We start from the raw sequence: 18,327 nt of genomic DNA on the forward strand, positions 1-18,327 counted from the left end.
TTTTTCTTATTTTTTCCCTGTCGGAGCCGGCAAGCCGGCGCCTGAAAAGGGGATGTTTCAGTCGGTCAGGTGCAGCACAAAAGACTCGTAAGGACGCAAGATGACCGTGTCCGTGGGTACCGGGCAGTCGGGGTAGTTGCTGATCAGCAGGCGTTGCTCACTCGCCGCGCTGATCAGGTTGTTGGGCAACTGGATTTCGCAGGGCTGGCCATAGAAGTTGTTCAGCACCAACAGACGCTCGCCATGGCCTTCACGCAGGTACGCCCAGACCTTGTCGTGGTCTTGCAGCAGTTGGCGGTAGACGCCTTCTTGAATCAGCGGCTCAAGGCGCCGCAAGGCGATCAGCGCACGGTAGTGATGCAGTACCGAATCCGGGTCATCCAGCTGGCTCTGGACATTGATCTGCGCCGCATTGGCCGGGATGCCGATCCACGGTTCAGCGCGGCTGAAACCGGCATTGGCCTGGCTATCCCACTGCATCGGGGTACGGCCGTTATCGCGGGATTTCTGCATGATCGCAGCCATGCTCGAGGCCTCGGACTCACCGGCATCGCGCTTGAGGCGGTAGATGTTGAGGGTCTCGACATCACGGTACTGCTCGATGCTGTCGAAGCCCGGATTGGTCATGCCCAGCTCTTCGCCCTGGTACACAAACGGCGTGCCCTGGAGGAAGTGCAAGGCCGTGGCGAGCATCTTGGCCGAGACCACGCGGTGCTCGCCGTCATCACCAAAGCGCGAGACCACCCGCGGCTGATCATGGTTGCACCAGAACAACGCGTTCCAGCCGCCACCGGCCTGCATGCCCAGTTGCCAGTCGGAGAAAATCCGTTTGAGTTGCTGGAAGTCGAAGTCGGCGCGCACCCACTTTTGCAGGTTGGGGTAATCGACTTTCAGGTGATGAAAGTTGAAGGTCATCGACAGCTCTTTCGACTCTGGTCGCGAGTAGCGAATGCAGTGTTCGAGGCTGGTGGAGGACATCTCGCCGACGTTGATCAGCGCGTGGCCCTCGAACACTTCGCGGTGCATTTCCTGCAGGTAGGCATGCACATTCGGCCCATCGGTGTAGAAGCGCCGGCCATCGCTGTTGTCTTCGGGAAAATCCGCCGGCTTGGAGATCAGGTTGATCACGTCCAGACGGAAGCCGCCCACGCCCTTGTCACGCCAGAAGCGCATGAGTTTGTAGACTTCGGCGCGCACCTTGGGGTTGTCCCAATTGAGGTCGGCCTGGGTGTGGTCGAACAGGTGCAGGAAGTACTGGCCAGTCTGCGCCTCGTATTCCCAGGCCGAGCCGCCGAACTTGGATTCCCAGTTATTGGGCTGGTCGCGCCAGATGTAGAAGTCGCGGTACGGGTTGTCGAGGCTGCTGCGCGCCTGCTGGAACCACTCGTGCTCGATGGAGGTGTGGTTGACCACGATATCGAGCATCAGCTTGATGCCGCGCTTGGCCGCTTCGCTGATCAGCAGGTCGCAGTCGGCCATGGTCCCGTAGCTGGGGTCGATGGCGTAGTAGTCGCTGATGTCATAGCCATTGTCGCGCTGGGGCGAGCGCAGGAACGGGGTGATCCACAGGCAATCGACGCCCAGCCACTGGAGGTAGTCGAGTTTGTCCACGATGCCCAGCAGGTCACCGGTGGCGTTACCCGCATGGCTGTGGAAGCTTTTGGGGTAGATCTGGTAGATCACCGAGTGTTGCCAGTCTTGCATGGTGGGCTCCTTCAGTAGAGTGGTGTGCTGGTCTTGCGGGCCTCATCGCGGGCAAGCCCGGCTCCCACAGAGGAACGCATTCCAGATGTGGGAGCTGGCTTGCCTGCGATGGCGATCTATCAGGCGACGCGATAACCCGGCCGAACAATTTTCATGCTCAACCCACAGGTCAGAACAAACGGCACGACAATCGCGATGACCATGCCGATCACAAACATCGCGATGGATTGCGGCACGATCGAAATAAATCCGGGCAGGCCGCCCACGCCGATGGCCGAGGCCTGCACCTTGTTCAGCGAGAGGAAAATGCTGCCCAGGGCCGAGCCCAGCAGGGCGGCATAGAACGGGAACTTGAAGCGCAGGTTCACCCCAAACATCGCCGGTTCAGTGATGCCGAAGTAAGCGGAAATCGCCGAGGTCGAGGCCATGCTTTTGTCCCGCGCATTGCGGCTCATGTAGAACACCCCGAGGGCCGCGCTGCCCTGGGCCAGGTTGGACATGACAATCATCGGCCAGATAAACGTGCCGCCCTGGGTCGAGATCAGCTGCAGGTCCACGGCAAGGAACATGTGGTGCATGCCGGTAATCACCAGCGGCGCATACAGCAGGCCGAAAATCGCCCCGCCCACCATTGGCGCCAGGTCAAACAGAGTGACCACGCCTTCGGTGATCAGGATGCCGAGGTGCCGGGTCACCGGGCCGATGATTGCCAGGGCCAACACGCCGGTGACGACGATGGTGGTGATCGGCACGACGAGCAATTGGATGGCATTCGGCACCCGCGCCCGCAGCCATTTTTCAATCATGCTCATGACGTAGGCGGCCATCAGGATCGGCAGGATCTGGCCTTGATAGCCGACCTTCTCGATCTGGAACCAGCCCAGAATATCGAAGTACGGCAGGCTCTGGCCGTCGAGCCCGGCCACCGCCTTGCCGTAGTTCCAGGCGTTGAGCAAGTCCGGATGAACCAGCATCAGGCCAAGCACGATGCCGAGGATTTCACTGCCGCCAAAGCGCTTGGCCGCCGACCAGCCCACCAGCGCCGGGAGGAACACAAACGAGGTGTTGGCCATCAGGTTGATCAGGCTCCACAGGCCATCCAGGTTCGGATAAGCCTCGAGCAAGGTCTGGCCCTCGATGAACATGCCCTTGGCGCCCATCAGGTTGTTGATGCCCATCAGCAGGCCGGCAATGATCAGCGCCGGCAGGATCGGCATGAACACATCGGAGAACACCCGCACCAGGCGCTGCATGGCGTTGGTCTTGTCGGCGCCCTTCTTCTTCACGTCGGCAATGGTGGCGGCGGCAAGGCCGGTCTGCTCGCGTAGGGCGGCGTAGACCTTTTCGACTTCGCCGGGGCCGATGACGATCTGGAACAGACCGCCGGTGAAGAACGAGCCCTTGACCAGGTCGACCTGGTTCAACGCACTGCCGTTGACCAGGCTCGGGTCCTTGAGGGCCAGGCGCAGGCGCGTCACGCAGTGGGCCGCCTGCTCAAGGTTATCGCTGCCCCCGAGGTTCTGGAGAATCTCGCGGGCGATGTTGGAATAGTCGTGGCTCATGCTTGTTCTTCCACTTTAGATTCTTGTTATTGGCAGCATGCCGAGGGCAAAAGTACTCGTACAGACGAGTTAAAGCAACAACTCGTCTGTACGAGTTACAAAAATAGTCGCCCACCGCTTTCCAAGGGGCCAATGGACAAAGCCCGCCTCTGCCACTAAGGTTCCTGCCTTGAAAGCAAACGCGGCACAGAGCCCTCTCCATGAGTAAATACAACCAGATCTACACCGATCTGCTTGCCAGCATCACCACCGAACGCCTGCAACGCGGCACGCGCCTGCCCTCCGAAACCGAATTGATGGACACCTACCAGGCCAGCCGTGGCACCGTGCGCCGGGCCATCGAGCAATTGCAGGAGCGTGGGTTCGCGCAAAAAATCCATGGCAAGGGCACTTTCGTGCTGTCGCCCAACCCGATTGAGTTTCAACTGGGCGGCATCGTCAGCTTCCACGAAACCCACGCCGACCTGGGCGATGACGTACGCACCGAAGTGGTCGAGTTCACCCAACTCCCGCTGGAAGGCTCGCTGCTGCAACATATCGAGGCCGAGCCCGGCACCCTGATTACCCGCATCAAGCGGGTAAGGCGCATCGGCGGCAAACGGGTGATCCTCGACATCAACCACTTCGTCGCCGAACTGATCCCCGGATTGGACCAGGCGATTGCCGAGCAGTCGATCTACGCCTTCATCGAACAGACCCTGCATCTGCAGATCAGCTACGCCCAGCGCACCATCGAAGCCCTGCCCCGCAGCAAGGACGACCAGGCGCACCTGGACCTCGACGGCCAGAGCCATGTGATTGTGGTGAGCAACCAGACATTTTTGCAGGACGGGCGGCAGTTCGAATACACCGAGTCGCGGCATACGCTGGATAAGTTTTACTTCTCGGATATCGCACGGCGCTGAAGCAGAAAAAAGGAAAAGCCCTGTGAATATTCCAAACAAATGGCGTGAACAGTTCCCCCATGCGCTGATCGAGCAGCAGGCCATCGGCGAGTCGCGGGCTGACGTCTTCCGGCTACGCAGGGACAACGGCACGGACCTGTTCCTGAAGGCCGAGCCCCTCGTAGAACACGCCGAGCTTGCCGATGAAATCGAGCGCCTTCACTGGCTGCAACAGCAGGGCCTGCCGGCGCCGGTGGTGCTGGACGAGGTGCAGGAAAACCATCACCACTGGCTGCTGATGAGCGCCATCCCGGGACAGGACCTGGCCAGTAGCAGTGACCTTTCTGCCGCGCAGATCATCGACATCCTGGCCACCGCCCTGCGTACATTGCACCAGATCCCCGTGGCGCAATGCCCCTTCGATCACACCCTGGAACTGCGCATCACCGTCGCCCAGGCACATATCAACGCCGGGCTGATTGATGTAACGGACTTCGACGATGAGCGATTGGGACGTAGCGCCACCGATGTATTCGCCGAACTCCTGTCGACACGGCCCACCATCCATGACTTGGTGGTAACCCACGGCGACGCCTGCCTGCCGAACTTCATGGCAGCGAACGGTCACTTCAGTGGTTTTATCGACTGCGGCCGCCTGGGGGTCAGTGACCGTTATCAAGATCTGGCCCTGGCGGCCCGCAGTGTCGAGCGCAACTTGGGGCAGGAATGGGTCAGGCCGTTCTTTGAGAGGTATGGTGTGGAACCTGATGAGCAGCGAATGGCTTTTTACTGCCTGTTGGATGAGTTTTTCTAGTTACTCCTGAGCAGCCCTCGACACTACCTCGACAAGCTCGCTGATACGACGCATACGATATCCGAGCCAAACCATGAGGAAGAACGCCATGCTCACGAAGAGCCTGTTGCTGAGTTTTTGCGCTGTGTTATTGATTGGCTGCACAGGCAGGGGCTTTCAACCTCCGCCGCCGGAATTTACCAATTGGAAGAAGAACGGAGTGTCTGAAGAAGGCGTCAAGAGTGCTATGACCGCCTGCGGCTATATCAACCTGACAGGGACAGGGGACAGGACGCCGATTGACCAGGTGCTCACGCAGTTTTATTGCATGAAAGACGCCGGCTTCAAGCGCACAGATAACATCGACCTGTGCAAGGAAGGCCGCATCGGCGAATCACCGGTGTGCGAAGGCCGCCGGTAACCCATTACCAAAAGCCCGCAATTAAGCGGGCTTCAGGGTACTTTTTGCTAGCGGGTGCCGGTCAGTGCCGGACGCCTGATCATTCCCACTCAATCGTCGCCGGCGGCTTGCTCGACACGTCATACGTCACGCGCGAGATACCTTCGATTTCATTGATGATACGGCCGCTGACAGTCTCCAGCAGTTCGTACGGCAGGTGTGCCCAGCGGGCGGTCATGAAGTCGATGGTTTCTACGGCACGCAGGGCCACGACCCAGGCGTAGCGACGGCCATCGCCGACCACCCCAACCGATTTCACCGGCTGGAACACGACGAAGGCCTGGCTGACTTTGTGGTACCAGTCGGCCTTGCGCAGTTCTTCGATGAAGATGTGGTCGGCACGACGCAGCAGGTCGGCGTATTCCTTTTTCACTTCACCGAGGATGCGCACGCCCAGGCCCGGGCCTGGGAATGGGTGGCGGTAGACCATGTCGTACGGCAGGCCCAGTTCCAGGCCCAGACGGCGGACTTCGTCCTTGAACAGTTCGCGCAGCGGTTCTACCAGCTTGAGGTTCATTTCCTCAGGCAGGCCACCCACGTTGTGGTGGGACTTGATCACGTGGGCCTTGCCGCTCTTGGCGCCGGCCGACTCGATCACGTCGGGGTAGATGGTGCCCTGGGCGAGGTACTTGATGTTGTCCAGTTTGTTGGACTGGGCATCGAAGACGTCGATGAAGGTGCGACCGATGATCTTGCGCTTCTTCTCTGGGTCGGACTCGCCGGCCAGGTTGTTGAGGAACTGATCTTCGGCGTTGGCGCGGATCACCTTGACGCCCATGTTCTCGGCGAACATGGCCATCACTTGCTCGCCTTCGTGCAGGCGCAGCAGGCCGTTGTCGACGAATACGCAAGTCAGTTGGTCGCCGATGGCCTTGTGCAGCAGCGCAGCAACTACGGAGGAGTCAACGCCGCCGGACAGGCCGAGCAGGACGTTGTCAGTACCGACCTGGGCACGCACGTTGGCGATGGCGTCTTCAGCGATCTTCGACGGGGTCCACAGGGCTTCGCACTGGCAGATGTCGAGGATGAAGCGCGACAGGATGCGGCCGCCCTGCTTGGTGTGGGTCACTTCCGGGTGGAACTGCACGCCGTAGTAGCCGCGCTCGTCGTTGAACATGCCGGCAATCGGGCAGCTCGGCGTGCTGGCCAGGATGTGGAAGTCTTCCGGCATCTTGGTGACCTTGTCACCGTGGCTCATCCAGACGTCGAGGCCGAACAGGCCGTCGGCGTCGATGTGGTCTTCGATGCCGTCCAGCAGGCGGCTCTTGCCGACCACGTCGACACGGGCGTAACCGAATTCACGCAGTTCGGAACCTTCAACCTTGCCGCCCAGTTGCTCGGCCATGGTCTGCATGCCGTAGCAGATACCGAAGACCGGCACGCCCAGGTCAAACACCGCTTGCGGGCAACGCGGGCTGTTGGCTTCGTGCACGGACTCGGGGCCACCGGCCAGGATGACACCTTTAGGGGCGAATTCGCGGATCGCTTCGTCATCCATGTCGAACGGGTGCAGTTCGCAGTACACACCGATTTCACGCACGCGGCGGGCGATCAGTTGGGTGTACTGGGAACCGAAGTCGAGGATCAGGATGCGGTGGGCGTGAATGTCGAGGGCCATGAAGTCAGTCTCGTCTAATGAATCAGAAACAACTCGGGGCTGAAAGAACAGCCCCGGTTACTTAACGTTTTGCTGGAAGCCTCAACCTACGCGGTAGTTTGGCGCTTCCTTGGTGATCTGCACGTCGTGGACATGGGATTCAGCCATGCCGGCGCCGGTGATCCGTACGAACTCTGGCTTGGTGCGCATTTCTTCGATGTCGGCGCTGCCGGTGTAGCCCATCGAGGAACGCAGGCCGCCCATCATCTGATGGATGATGGCGCTCAGGGTGCCCTTGTACGGCACACGGCCTTCGATGCCTTCCGGTACGAGCTTCTCGGCGCCTGCCGAGGAGTCCTGGAAGTAACGATCGGAGGAACCTTGCGCCTGGGACATGGCGCCCAGCGAACCCATGCCACGGTAAGCCTTGTACGAACGGCCCTGGAACAGTTCGATCTCGCCTGGTGCTTCTTCGGTACCGGCGAACATCGAGCCCATCATCACGCAGGAGGCACCGGCTACGATGGCCTTGGACAGGTCACCGGAGAAACGGATGCCGCCGTCGGCGATCAACGGTACGCCAGTGCCTTCAAGGGCAGCGGCAACATTGGCGATGGCGCTGATTTGCGGCACGCCCACACCGGCGACGATCCGCGTGGTGCAGATCGAGCCAGGGCCGATACCGACCTTGACCGCGTCAGCGCCCGCTTCGGCCAGGGCCTTGGCCGCTGCGCCGGTGGCGATGTTGCCGCCGATCACCTGTACGTCAGGGAAGTTCTGCTTGACCCAGCGCACGCGGTCGATCACGCCTTTGGAGTGACCGTGGGCGGTGTCGACTACCACCACGTCAACCCCGGCAGCGACCAGGGCCGCAACGCGGTCGCCGGTGTCTTTACCAGTACCAACGGCGGCGCCAACGCGCAGACGACCTTGGTCATCCTTGCTGGCCAGCGGGTAAGCCTTGGCTTTTTCGATGTCGTTGACGGTCATCATGCCTTTGAGGGCGAATTTGTCGTCGACGATCAGCACGCGCTCGATGCGGTGCTTGTGCAGCAGTTCACGCACATCGTTCTTGTCGGCGCCTTCCTTGACCGTGACGAGGCGCTCTTTAGGCGTCATCACTTCACGGACGGTGACTTCAAGACGGTTTTCGAAGCGCACGTCACGGGAAGTGACGATGCCGACCAGGTCGCCATCATGCAGCACGGGAACACCGGAGATGTTGTGCAGGCGGGTCAGGTCGAACAGGTCGCGTACGGTGGCGTCGGCTTCGATGGTGATTGGATCTTTCACCACACCGGCTTCGTAACGCTTGACCTTGCGCACTTCGGCAGCTTGCTGCTCGATGGTCATGTTCTTGTGGATGATGCCGATGCCGCCTTCCTGAGCCATGGCGATTGCCAAACGGGCTTCAGTGACGGTGTCCATGGCAGCGGAAACCAGGGGAATATTCAGCTCGATGCCACGGGTTAGGCGGGTCTTGAGACTGACTTCGTTAGGAAGCACCTCGGAATAACCGGGCACTAAGAGAATGTCGTCGAATGTCAGAGCTTCTTGGCTGATACGCAGCATCGCGGGGGCTCCCGAGCGGGAAAATGGAAGCGCGTCATTATACTCAGACACCTCTCGGGCCTCAACGTAAAACTCTGACAAACTTGGTAATACTGATAGATGGGGAATTTCCAGGCCCTGATCGTTCCCAGGCAGAGCGCGGGAATGATCGGGGCGCTCCTAGAGTTCGACTTTGACCCAGCTGATTTTCTGATCGAGCCAGTCGGCAAACTCGTCGATAAAGCTCTGCTTGAAACCCGCTTCCGCCCAGTTGTTGAAGATGAAGCCCAGGTTGGAGAAGCCGCATTCCTGCAGGAACAGAAACCCGTTGATGTCATCTTCATGCCCACACAACGGGCAGGTGAAGTTGTCGGTGTGGCCGGGCATCCAGTCTTCCAGGCTGTCGAACAGCGCCTCGCCGACTTCTTTAAGGCATTCCGGGCAGCCGGCTTCTTCGAGAAAGCCCTTGGCTGGAGTGTAGATGCAGCGTTTGTAGATGATTTCCAGGCCATTGACCGGCTCGTTGAACGGCAGCGCCTCGGGGTGCAGCACCACGGCGCGGGCACCGTCGGCCAGGGCGTAGCCCATGCGGTTGCCGGTGCGCCCGCAGGTGGTCAGTTCTTCCTTGATGATGTTCTTGCGCACCAGCCAGCGCACGATGGCCCGGGCGCGGGGTTCGTGGACGGGCAAGGTGGAGATTTTCGGGACAAGGATGCTTTGGGAATTCATGGGAGTCCTGCGGTGTGGCGTCTGACGCCATCGCAGGCAAGCCCGTTCCCACATTCGATTGCATTCAATGTGGGAGCAGGCTTGCCCGCGATGAGGCCCTAGAGCCCGGCAGCTTAATCCCTGAAACCCACAGGTCAAGTACTCAAATACCGCCCAATCAAGGCAATGCCACTGGCCAGCACCAACCATGTCACCAAGCGCACAAACGCCTCACGGGACATGCGCAGGGTCAATCGCCGCCCCGCCCACAGCCCCAGGGCCATCGCCGGTAACAAGCACACCGCCAACATCAGCAGCGGCAACTCGGCATACACCCCGGCGATCAAAAACAGACTCAGGCGCACCACCGTGCTCGCGCTGATCAGCGCGCTTTGGGTCGCCCGCGCGCCGTCCTTGGGCAGGCGGCTGTTCAGATAGATCGCATATAAAAAGCCGCCACTGCCAAACAACGCACCAAACAATCCGCCCACCACGCCCATGGGGACCGACCAGCCGGCAGCCAGGGCCGTGGGCTTGGCCCTTACCGCCAGGCTGTAGATGGCATAGGTGCTGATAAACAGGCCCATCAACAGCAGCAGCAGGTCCGAGTGCAGGTTGAGCAAGAAAATCACGCCGAGGGTGCAGCCAATCGCCATGCACGGTAGTAATCGCAACAGCTCCGGCTTGACCACATCCCGCCGCGATTGCAGCAGGTTGCCAAAGGCCGCGACGACATCCAGCAGCACCAGCAGCGGGATGATCTGCGACAGCGGCATAAACATAATCAGGATCGGCCCGGCCACCAGCGCCGTGCCGAAGCCGGCGATGCCAAACACGATGTAGGCCAGGGCAATCCCCAGGCCGATTACCAACCAGTCCAGCGCCCCGAACGACCACTGCCCCATCAATTCAACCAGGCTCATGCAATATTCCTTGTCAGCGATGGCCCTCACTTTAGCCAAGCGGATGGGTTGCGACTAATATCTTCCAAGCCCCCCACCTATCTCGAAAAGGCATGACTCGTGATTTCCACCCGGCAACTGCGTTACTTCGTCGAAATCGCCGAGAGCGGCAGCTTCAGCGCCGCCGCAGAGCGCCTGTTTGTCGCGCAATCGGCCCTTAGCCGGCAGATCAAGGAGCTGGAAATTATCCTGCAAACCCCGCTGTTCGAGCGCACCGCCCGCCAACCCAGACTGACCGCCGCCGGCGAAGCGTTTTATCCACGGGCGCGCAACCTGCTGGGCGAGTTGCACAAGGCCAGTGAACTGGCGACCCAGGTCGGCCACGGCCAGCTCGGCACCCTGCGCCTGAGCCACTCCAGCACAGTGCCGATGAGTGGGCGGGTACTGCGCGGGATCAGCACCTGGCTGGAACAGTGCCCAGGGGTGTCGATGGATATCGTCAAACTGTCCTCCGAAGCGCAGTTGGAAGACATTGCCGATGGTCGCCTGGAGGTCGGCCTGCTGCGCCTGCCGGTACTGCGTCAGCGCGAAGGGGTGCGCATCGTGCCTTTATATAAGGAGCCACTGTTGCTGGCCGTGCCGCCAGCGCACCCTTTGGCCCGGCACACATCGGCCATTGAACTGGCACAGCTGAAAGACGAAGCGTTTATCTCGATCCCCCACCCGCAACGCGGAGGTCTGAGTTATCTGTCGGCCGAATTGTGCATGCGTGCCGGATTTTTCCCCAAGGCCGCACGGGTGATGTCACGCAAGACCACCCAGTTGCAACTGATCCAGGCCGGGTTTGGCATCGCCCTGCTGCCCGAGTCGATGCGCGATATTGCCCCAGCCAATATTCACTTCCTGCCCCTGGCCGACCCCGATTGCCACAGCACCGTGGCCCTGGCCTGCGCGCAGGCGCCGAGCGCGTTGGTGGCGCAGTTCTGTCAAACCTTGGGCGAATGCCTATAAACTGCCGCCCATGACTAAAGATCTCTTCCCATGATTAAAGACCCGTTTGCCCGCCTGGGCCTGGACCGCGAAGTCCTGACTGTCAGCCAGCTCAACGGCCGCGCGCGGGTGTTGCTGGAGGACGTGTTCACCAATATCTGGGTCGAAGGCGAGATCTCCAACCTCGCCCGCCCCGCCTCCGGCCATGTGTACTTCACCCTCAAGGACAGCGGCGCGCAGGTGCGTTGTGCACTGTTTCGCAACAATGCCGCACGGGTGCGTCAGGCGCTGAAGGATGGCCTGGCGGTCAAGGTGCGGGGCAAGGTCTCGCTGTTCGAGGGCCGTGGCGACTATCAGTTGATCCTCGACACCGTGGAACCGGCGGGTGATGGCGCGTTGCGCCTGGCCTTCGACGCCTTGAAGGAAAAGCTCAGCGCCGAAGGCTTGTTCAGTGCCGAGCGCAAGGTGGCGCTGCCGGCCCATCCACGCCGCATCGGGATTATCAGCTCGCCCACGGGCGCGGTGATTCGCGACATCATCAGTGTGTTCGGCCGCCGTGCGCCGAACGTGCAACTGACCCTGATCCCCACCGCCGTGCAAGGCCGCGAAGCCGTGGCGCAGATTGTCCGCGCCCTCAAGCTGGCGGATGCCCGTGGCTTCGACGCGCTGATCCTGGCCCGTGGCGGCGGCTCCCTGGAAGACCTCTGGTGCTTCAACGAAGAAGCCGTGGCGCGGGCCATTGATGCCTGTATCACGCCCATCGTCAGTGCGGTCGGCCATGAGACCGATGTGTCCATCAGTGACTTCGTGGCCGATGTGCGTGCGCCTACGCCGTCGGCGGCGGCCGAGTTGCTGGCGCCGGATGCGAGCAATCTGGTGCGCCAGGTCGAAAGCCTGCACCGGCGCCTGGTGATGCTGATGCGCAATCGCCTGACCCACGACCGCCTGCGCCTGGAAGGCATGGCCCGCCGCCTGCGTCACCCCGGTGAGCGCCTGCGCCAGCAGGCCCAGCGCCTGGATGACCTGGATATGCGCCTGCGCCGCGCGTTCGAGCGCAGCCTCAACACCCGCCGCGAACGCCTGATCCGCCTGGAAACGCGCCTCGCCGGCCAGCATCCGGGGCGGCAACTGGCCCTGCTGCGCCAGCGCCTGGACAGCCTCGCCGAGCGCCTGCCCCGGGCCATGCGCGAGGGCCTCAAGGCCCGTCGTCTGCAACTGCAAAGCCAGGTGCAGACGTTGCAGGTGGTCAGCCCGCTGGCGACCCTGGGCCGTGGCTACAGCATCCTGCTGGACGAGCGCGGCCAGGCGATTCGCAATGCCGCACAAACCCACACCGGCCAACGCCTGACCGCGCGCCTCGGTGAAGGCCAATTGCAAGTGCGGGTGGAAGATAACCACCTGACACCCGTCACCCTTTCATTACTGGATTGATTGATGCCTCGTCTATTTAGCCTGCTGATGCTGCTGTGCCTCGCCTTCAATGCCCACGCCGACAGCTACATCACCCGCACCCTGAACAAGCCGGTACCCGGCGGTGTGGCCGTGGTCGACCTGGGCCCCGCCGCCGCCGCACCGAAAGCCACCTACCAGGGCAAACCGGTGCTGGTGGTCAAGGAACAGGACAACTGGCTGGCGATTGTCGGCATCCCATTGACGGTAAAGCCCGGTAACGAGCGCATCAGCAGCGGTGGGCGCACCCTGCCGTTTATCGTCGGTTTCAAGAAGTACCCGGAACAGCGCATCACCCTGAAGAACAAAAGCCAGGTCAACCCCGCTCCGGCGCAGCTCAAGCGCATCGAAGGCGAACTGGCCGTGCAACTCAAGGCTTACCGCAGCTTCAGCCCGAACCTGCCAAGCAACCTGGTGTTGGACAAACCGGTGAACGGCCCGCTGTCGAGCAAGTTCGGCGTGCGTCGCTTCTTCAACGGTGAAGAACGCAACCCGCACTCGGGCCTGGACTTCGCGGTGCCTGCCGGCACGCCGATCAAGACCCCGGCCAATGGCAAGGTGATTCTGGTGGGCAATTATTTCTTCAACGGCAATACGGTGTTTGTCGACCATGGCCAGGGCTTTATCAGCATGTTCTGCCATATGTCGAAGATTGACGTGAAGGTGGGCCAGCAATTGGTGCGTGGAACGGTGGTGGGCAAGGTCGGGGCGACGGGCCGGGCGACCGGGCCGCATATGCACTGGAATATCAGCTTGAATGATGCGCGGGTCGATCCGGCGATCTTTATTGGGGCGTTCCAGCCTTGATGTGATCGCTGGGCATACGGGCGTTATCGCGGTGCAACGATTCAACGTGCCCGCGATGACGCCAGCTCAATTCCACTGATTGCGCATCCTGAAACCCTCACGCAAACAAAACAAAGCCTTGAGCGTTTCTCAACCATAAAATCTCGTTTCCCACAGAAATAGCAGAACTTCTCTCAATTTTTTTCGACTGCTTGCCATCTTTCACCCCGACGGTTAGGGTTGAGCTTATGAAAACCTCTCACACCCTCATTCAGCTCCGCCAGCACCGCAGCCTGTGCCTCGTCAGCGCACGACTGCCAGGCTGAATCGATCTGCCTCGTCCCCGGTTTGCATCCCTAATAAACGCTTTCTGGCAGGCCGCCTCTTCTCGGCCCTACAACAAGGATTCTTCTGATGAGCATGCTCAAAGACCCGTCTTCGAAATACCGCGCATTCCCGACCATTGATATCCCGGACCGCACCTGGCCGTCGAAGACCATCACCACCGCGCCGATCTGGTGCAGCTCCGACTTGCGCGACGGCAACCAGTCGCTGATCGAACCGATGGATGCGGTGAAAAAACTGCGCTTCTGGAAAACCCTGGTCGCGGTGGGCGTAAAGGAAATCGAAGCCTCGTTCCCGGCCGCTTCGCAGACCGACTTTGACTTCGTGCGCACCCTGATCGAAGACAACCACATCCCCGAGGACACCACCATCCAGGTGCTGACCCAGGGCCGTGAAGACTTGATCGCCCGCACCTTCGAATCCCTGCGCGGCGCCAAGAAAGCCATCGTGCACTTGTACAACGCCACCTCGCCGTCCTTCCGCCGTATTGTGTTCAACCAGGACAAGGACGGGATCAAGGCCATCGCGGTCGACGCGGCCAAGCTGTTCGTCAAGTACGCCGCCCAGCAGCCGGAAACCCAGTGGACCTTCGAATACTCCCCGGAGACCTTCAGCGCTACTGAACTGGAATTCGCCAAGGAAGTGTGTGACGCGGTGATCGAGGTGTGGAACCCGACGCCTGAGCACAAGATGATCCTCAACCTGCCGGCCACTGTGGAATGCGCCACGCCGAATATCTATGCCGACCAGATCGAGTGGTTCGGTCGCCATATCAACCGTCGTGACAGCGTGATCATCAGCCTGCACACCCACAACGACCGTGGCACCGGTGTCGCGGCTACCGAGTTGGGCCTGATGGCTGGCGCCGACCGTGTTGAAGGCTGCCTGTTCGGCAACGGCGAGCGTACCGGTAACGTTGACCTGGTCACTGTGGCGTTGAACCTCTACACCCAGGGTGTGGACCCTGAGCTGGACTTCTCCGACATCGACGGCGTGCGCAAAGTGGTCGAGGAATGCAACCAGATCCCGGTGCACCCACGTCACCCATATGTCGGCGACCTGGTCCACACCGCATTCTCCGGCTCCCACCAGGACGCGATCCGCAAGGGCTTCGCCCAGCAGAAACCGGATACCTTGTGGGAAGTGCCGTACCTGCCAATCGACCCGGCCGACATTGGCCGCAGCTACGAGGCGGTGATCCGCGTCAACAGCCAGTCGGGCAAAGGCGGCATCGCCTACCTGCTGGAACAGGAATACGGCATCAGCTTGCCACGCCGCATGCAGATCGAGTTCAGCCAGGTGGTACAGGCCGAAACCGACCGCGTGGGCCTGGAAATGACCGCCGCGCAGATCCACGCGTTGTTGCAGCGTGAATACCTGCAAGCCAACACCCCGTACGCGTTGGTCAGCCATCGCCTGCAGGAAGAAAACGGCAACAGCTCGGTAGAAGTCGAAGTTTCCGGCAAGGGCCAGGGCGAAACCAACCTGCGCTGGCACGGCAAGGGCAATGGCGCACTGGAAGCACTGGTGGCCGGCCTGCCGATTGGGGTCGAGATCATGGACTACAACGAGCATGCGATCGGCGCGGGGACCAACGCCAAGGCCGCGGCTTACATCGAGCTGCGCGTGAACGGCGAACGCCCGGTGCATGGCGTGGGGATTGATGAAAACATCACCACCGCCAGCTTCAAGGCGGTGTTCAGCGCCCTGAACCGCTCGTTGAGCCAGCTGGAAGCGAAAGCAGCGTAACTGACCGCTGAAAAGCCAAAGGCCCCTGGATGCGAATCCAGGGGCCTTTTTAGTTTGGGGTTGTGGTGGTGGCCTCATCGCGGCATAGGTATCTACACAACTTTTTTTTCTAGTGCTTATTGGGTTTGTGTACATATCCGTTGCTGCGGTCATGGCCACTTAGGGTTCCGCCCTGACGGCCAGCGTGGTTTAACGGGGCGCCTAAGATCAAAAGCCAGATCAAAAGCAGAACAACAGCAACAGCAACAGCAAAGCCGGGGCGCGAAGCTGCATTCCCCCTTGTGGGAGCTGGCTTGCCTGCGAAGGCGGTGTATCAGCCAATACATTTATCGACTGATACACCGCCTTCGCAGGCAAGCCAGCTCCCACAGGTATATGCGTACATCTCGACGATCAGGTCGGCTGTCAGGCCGCCTCGCTTTGCTTTTGATCTTAGGCGCCCCGTTAAACCACGCTGGCCGTCATCCGATATTGATTTGGGGGGTAACCCGGCAGGACGCCGGGTTAGCCGCGCTGGGCCATGGATGGCCCATCGCGGCGGCCCCCCAAATCAATGTCGGATGACGGGCACACCGAGCCTGGGCGAGGTGCCGAGTGGTGGGGCAAGAGCCCTTTTGGTTACTTTTGGCTGGGCCGGCACTCCGGGCTCTTTTCCAAAAGTGACCCGCCGTAAGGGCGGAACCAATAGCCGCCGTGACCGAAGCAACGGATATGTACACAAACCTAAGAATCACTAAAAAAATCTGTAGATACCTATCCTCATCGCGGGCAAGCCCGCTCCCACATTTGGAATGCATTCCCCTGTGGGAGCGGGCTTGCCCGCGATAGCTATCCCACTGACAACAGGCCCCTGTCAGACAAACTGAAAACTATCGGCATCCAGATTTGCCGGAAACCGCGTGCGATAGTCCGCCAATTGCGCCGCCTCCAGGCACACCTGGAACACCCCGTCCGCCTCCCCTGCGCTCAGCAGGCTTTCGCCCTGAAAGTCCAGGACCTGGCTGTCGCCGGTGTAGGCAAAGCCCTTGCCATCCGTACCCACTCGGTTCACCGCCGCCACATAACACAGGTTTTCGATGGCCCGAGCCGGCAACAGGCGGTTCCAGTGCTGGCGCCGTGCACCCGGCCAGTTGGCGGTATACAGCAGCAGGTCAGTGTCCTGGGCATCACGGCTCCACACCGGGAAGCGCAGGTCATAGCAGATCAGCGGGCGAACCCGCCAACCCTTGAGTTCGAATTGCACCTGGCGCTCGCCGGGGGTGTAGTGATTGTGTTCACCGGCCATGCGAAACAGGTGGCGCTTGTCGTAGTGCAACACTTCGCCATCGGGCCGCGCCCACAACAGGCGGTTGCGGTGGCTGCCGTCAGCGGCCTGGATGATCACGCTGCCGGTAATCACCGCGTTGTACTTCCGCGCCTGGGTCTTGAGCCATTCATGGGTCGGGCCGTTTTCGGCTTCGGCCAGCAATTGGGACTCCATGGAAAAGCCGGTGGTGAACATTTCCGGCAGCACGATCAGGTCGGCGCCCCTGGCCTGCTCCAGCAGCAGCTCGAAATGCTCCAGGTTGGCCTGGCGGTCATGCCAGGCCAGGGTGGTCTGCACCAGTGCAATGTTCAGGTCGGGTAAAGCACTCAGATCACGCATAGTTTCTCGGCTGCTTGACGCAGCGTCTCCTCGCGTTTGGCAAAGCACAGGCGCACCAGGCGCTGGCCTTGGGGTGGGGTCCGATAGAACACCGAGACCGGAATTGTCGCCACGCCATGCTCGCGAGTCATCCACAGCGACATGGCCACGTCATCCAGGTCCGGGCGAATCTGTGAGTAATCCACCAGTTGAAAGTAAGTACCGGCTACCCGCGTAAAACTGAAACGCGAGGGGGCCAGCAGATCGCAGAACAGGTCACGTTTGGCCTGGTAGAAAGCGGGCAGTTCCTCGACATGCTCCGGGTGTTCGGCCATAAAGTCGGCCAGGGCATACTGCAATGGCGTAACACCGCAGAAACTGACGTATTGATGCACCTTGCGCAGCTCCGCACTCAAGGCCGCTGGCGCCACCACGTAGCCGGTCTTCCAGCCGGTGACGTGGTAGGTCTTGCCAAAGGAGCTGACCACGAACGCGCGCTGATACAGCTCTTCGTGGGCCAGGACGCTGACGTGGGGTACGCCATCGAATACCAGGTGCTCGTAGACCTCATCGCTGACCAGATAGATATCGCGATCGCGGATCAGCTCGGCCAATTGGTCGAGCTCGGCGCGAGTGATCAGGGCACCACTGGGATTGTGCGGGGTGTTGAGGATGATCATGCGTGTACGCGGGGTCAGCGCGGCCTTGATCTGTTCGAAATCCAGGCTGAAATCCGCCAGCCCCAGTTGCACATGCACGCAACGCCCTCCAGCCAGCTCCACCGAAGGCTCGTAGCTGTCGTAGCACGGGTCAAAGACAATCACCTCGTCACCGCTGCGGATCACTGCCTGGATCGCACAGAAGATTGCCTGGGTGGCGCCGGGGGTGATGGTCACTTCGCTGTCGGGATTGACCGACACGCCGTAGCTGCGAGCGATCTTGGCTGCCACTTGCTGGCGCAGGGCCGGCAGGCCGGTCATCGGCGCGTATTGGTTATGACCACTGGCAACGTGTTTGCCCACCGCGTCGAGCAAGGCCTGGGGACCATTGAAATCAGGAAAACCCTGGGACAGGTTCAACGCGCCGGTTTCGACAGCGAGTTGCGACATGGTGGTGAAAATGGTGGTGCCGACATTCGGCAACTTGCTGGTGATCATGCGGTGGGCCCCTGGCGGTGAGTTACAAGTTGTAAGCTGCATGCGCCGAGGGGTCAATCGTGAGGC

At 60.8% G+C, this 18,327-nt stretch carries 15 protein-coding genes; 7 read left to right on the forward strand and 8 right to left on the reverse strand.

Features of this window, described 5'->3' with window-relative positions; translation table 11 throughout:
- Nucleotides 1-57 precede the first annotated feature (57 nt).
- A complete protein-coding gene (gene treC / locus JFT44_RS13415; RefSeq protein ID WP_120731751.1) occupies nt 58-1,704 on the reverse strand; it encodes an alpha,alpha-phosphotrehalase in 1,647 nt (548 codons plus the stop codon).
- A 119-nt stretch (nt 1,705-1,823) separates the two neighbouring features.
- Entirely contained in the window at nt 1,824-3,266 is a 1,443-nt protein-coding gene (treP, locus tag JFT44_RS13420; RefSeq protein WP_198830802.1) for a PTS system trehalose-specific EIIBC component, read from the reverse strand.
- Between the two features lie 200 nt (nt 3,267-3,466).
- Here treP and treR point away from each other — a divergent pair, with 200 nt between their 5' ends.
- The 3 genes from treR (at nt 3,467) to JFT44_RS13435 (ending at nt 5,364) form a co-directional block, all read left to right on the forward strand.
- Nucleotides 3,467-4,171, forward strand: a complete 705-nt coding sequence (gene treR, locus JFT44_RS13425) for a trehalose operon repressor (RefSeq protein ID WP_057960558.1) — start codon at nt 3,467-3,469, stop codon at nt 4,169-4,171.
- A gap of 22 nt (nt 4,172-4,193) precedes the next feature.
- Complete coding sequence (locus JFT44_RS13430; protein WP_198830803.1) at nt 4,194-4,964, forward strand: APH(3')-II family aminoglycoside O-phosphotransferase; 771 nt, start codon at nt 4,194-4,196, stop codon at nt 4,962-4,964.
- Nucleotides 4,965-5,052: 88 nt separating this feature from the next.
- Nucleotides 5,053-5,364, forward strand: a complete 312-nt coding sequence (locus JFT44_RS13435) for a hypothetical protein (protein ID WP_057437965.1) — start codon at nt 5,053-5,055, stop codon at nt 5,362-5,364.
- Between the two features lie 79 nt (nt 5,365-5,443).
- On the opposite strand, the gene guaA is transcribed toward JFT44_RS13435, so the two are convergent.
- From guaA to JFT44_RS13455, 4 genes are all read right to left on the reverse strand, one after another.
- Nucleotides 5,444-7,021, reverse strand: coding sequence for a glutamine-hydrolyzing GMP synthase (gene guaA, locus JFT44_RS13440; RefSeq protein WP_017134673.1), 1,578 nt, complete (start codon nt 7,019-7,021; stop codon nt 5,444-5,446).
- Nucleotides 7,022-7,102: 81 nt separating this feature from the next.
- Nucleotides 7,103-8,572 carry an IMP dehydrogenase gene (gene guaB / locus JFT44_RS13445; RefSeq protein WP_198830804.1) on the reverse strand — a complete coding sequence of 490 codons (1,470 nt, stop codon included), beginning with the start codon at nt 8,570-8,572 and terminating at the stop codon, nt 7,103-7,105.
- 159 nt (nt 8,573-8,731) lie between these two features.
- The gene (locus JFT44_RS13450; RefSeq protein WP_057437964.1) at nt 8,732-9,280 is read right to left on the reverse strand and encodes a hypothetical protein; all 549 of its coding nucleotides are present in this window, start codon (nt 9,278-9,280) and stop codon (nt 8,732-8,734) included.
- A gap of 134 nt (nt 9,281-9,414) precedes the next feature.
- A complete protein-coding gene (locus JFT44_RS13455; protein WP_198830805.1) occupies nt 9,415-10,182 on the reverse strand; it encodes a sulfite exporter TauE/SafE family protein in 768 nt (255 codons plus the stop codon).
- Between the two features lie 99 nt (nt 10,183-10,281).
- On the opposite strand from JFT44_RS13455, the gene JFT44_RS13460 reads away from it, so the two are divergent.
- The 4 genes from JFT44_RS13460 (at nt 10,282) to leuA (ending at nt 15,480) form a co-directional block, all read left to right on the forward strand.
- Nucleotides 10,282-11,172, forward strand: a complete 891-nt coding sequence (locus JFT44_RS13460) for a LysR family transcriptional regulator (protein WP_057960562.1) — start codon at nt 10,282-10,284, stop codon at nt 11,170-11,172.
- Nucleotides 11,173-11,202: 30 nt separating this feature from the next.
- Complete coding sequence (xseA, locus tag JFT44_RS13465; protein ID WP_057960563.1) at nt 11,203-12,582, forward strand: exodeoxyribonuclease VII large subunit; 1,380 nt, start codon at nt 11,203-11,205, stop codon at nt 12,580-12,582.
- A gap of 3 nt (nt 12,583-12,585) precedes the next feature.
- Nucleotides 12,586-13,407: a M23 family metallopeptidase gene (locus JFT44_RS13470; RefSeq protein WP_128593883.1), complete on the forward strand. Its 822-nt coding sequence runs from the start codon at nt 12,586-12,588 to the stop codon at nt 13,405-13,407.
- A 393-nt stretch (nt 13,408-13,800) separates the two neighbouring features.
- Complete coding sequence (gene leuA / locus JFT44_RS13475; RefSeq protein WP_057960565.1) at nt 13,801-15,480, forward strand: 2-isopropylmalate synthase; 1,680 nt, start codon at nt 13,801-13,803, stop codon at nt 15,478-15,480.
- A gap of 853 nt (nt 15,481-16,333) precedes the next feature.
- Here leuA and JFT44_RS13480 read toward each other — a convergent pair.
- Both JFT44_RS13480 and JFT44_RS13485 read right to left on the reverse strand, forming a co-directional pair.
- Nucleotides 16,334-17,125, reverse strand: a complete 792-nt coding sequence (locus tag JFT44_RS13480; RefSeq protein ID WP_057438035.1) for an amidohydrolase — start codon at nt 17,123-17,125, stop codon at nt 16,334-16,336.
- Nucleotides 17,113-18,261, reverse strand: coding sequence for a pyridoxal phosphate-dependent aminotransferase (locus JFT44_RS13485; protein WP_120731741.1), 1,149 nt, complete (start codon nt 18,259-18,261; stop codon nt 17,113-17,115). The genes JFT44_RS13480 and JFT44_RS13485 overlap by 13 nt, the downstream gene beginning before the upstream one ends.
- Nucleotides 18,262-18,327 lie beyond the last annotated feature (66 nt).

Origin of the sequence: Pseudomonas sp. MF5691 (assembly GCF_016405645.1) — a bacterium.
Classification (GTDB): domain Bacteria; phylum Pseudomonadota; class Gammaproteobacteria; order Pseudomonadales; family Pseudomonadaceae; genus Aquipseudomonas; species Aquipseudomonas shahriarae.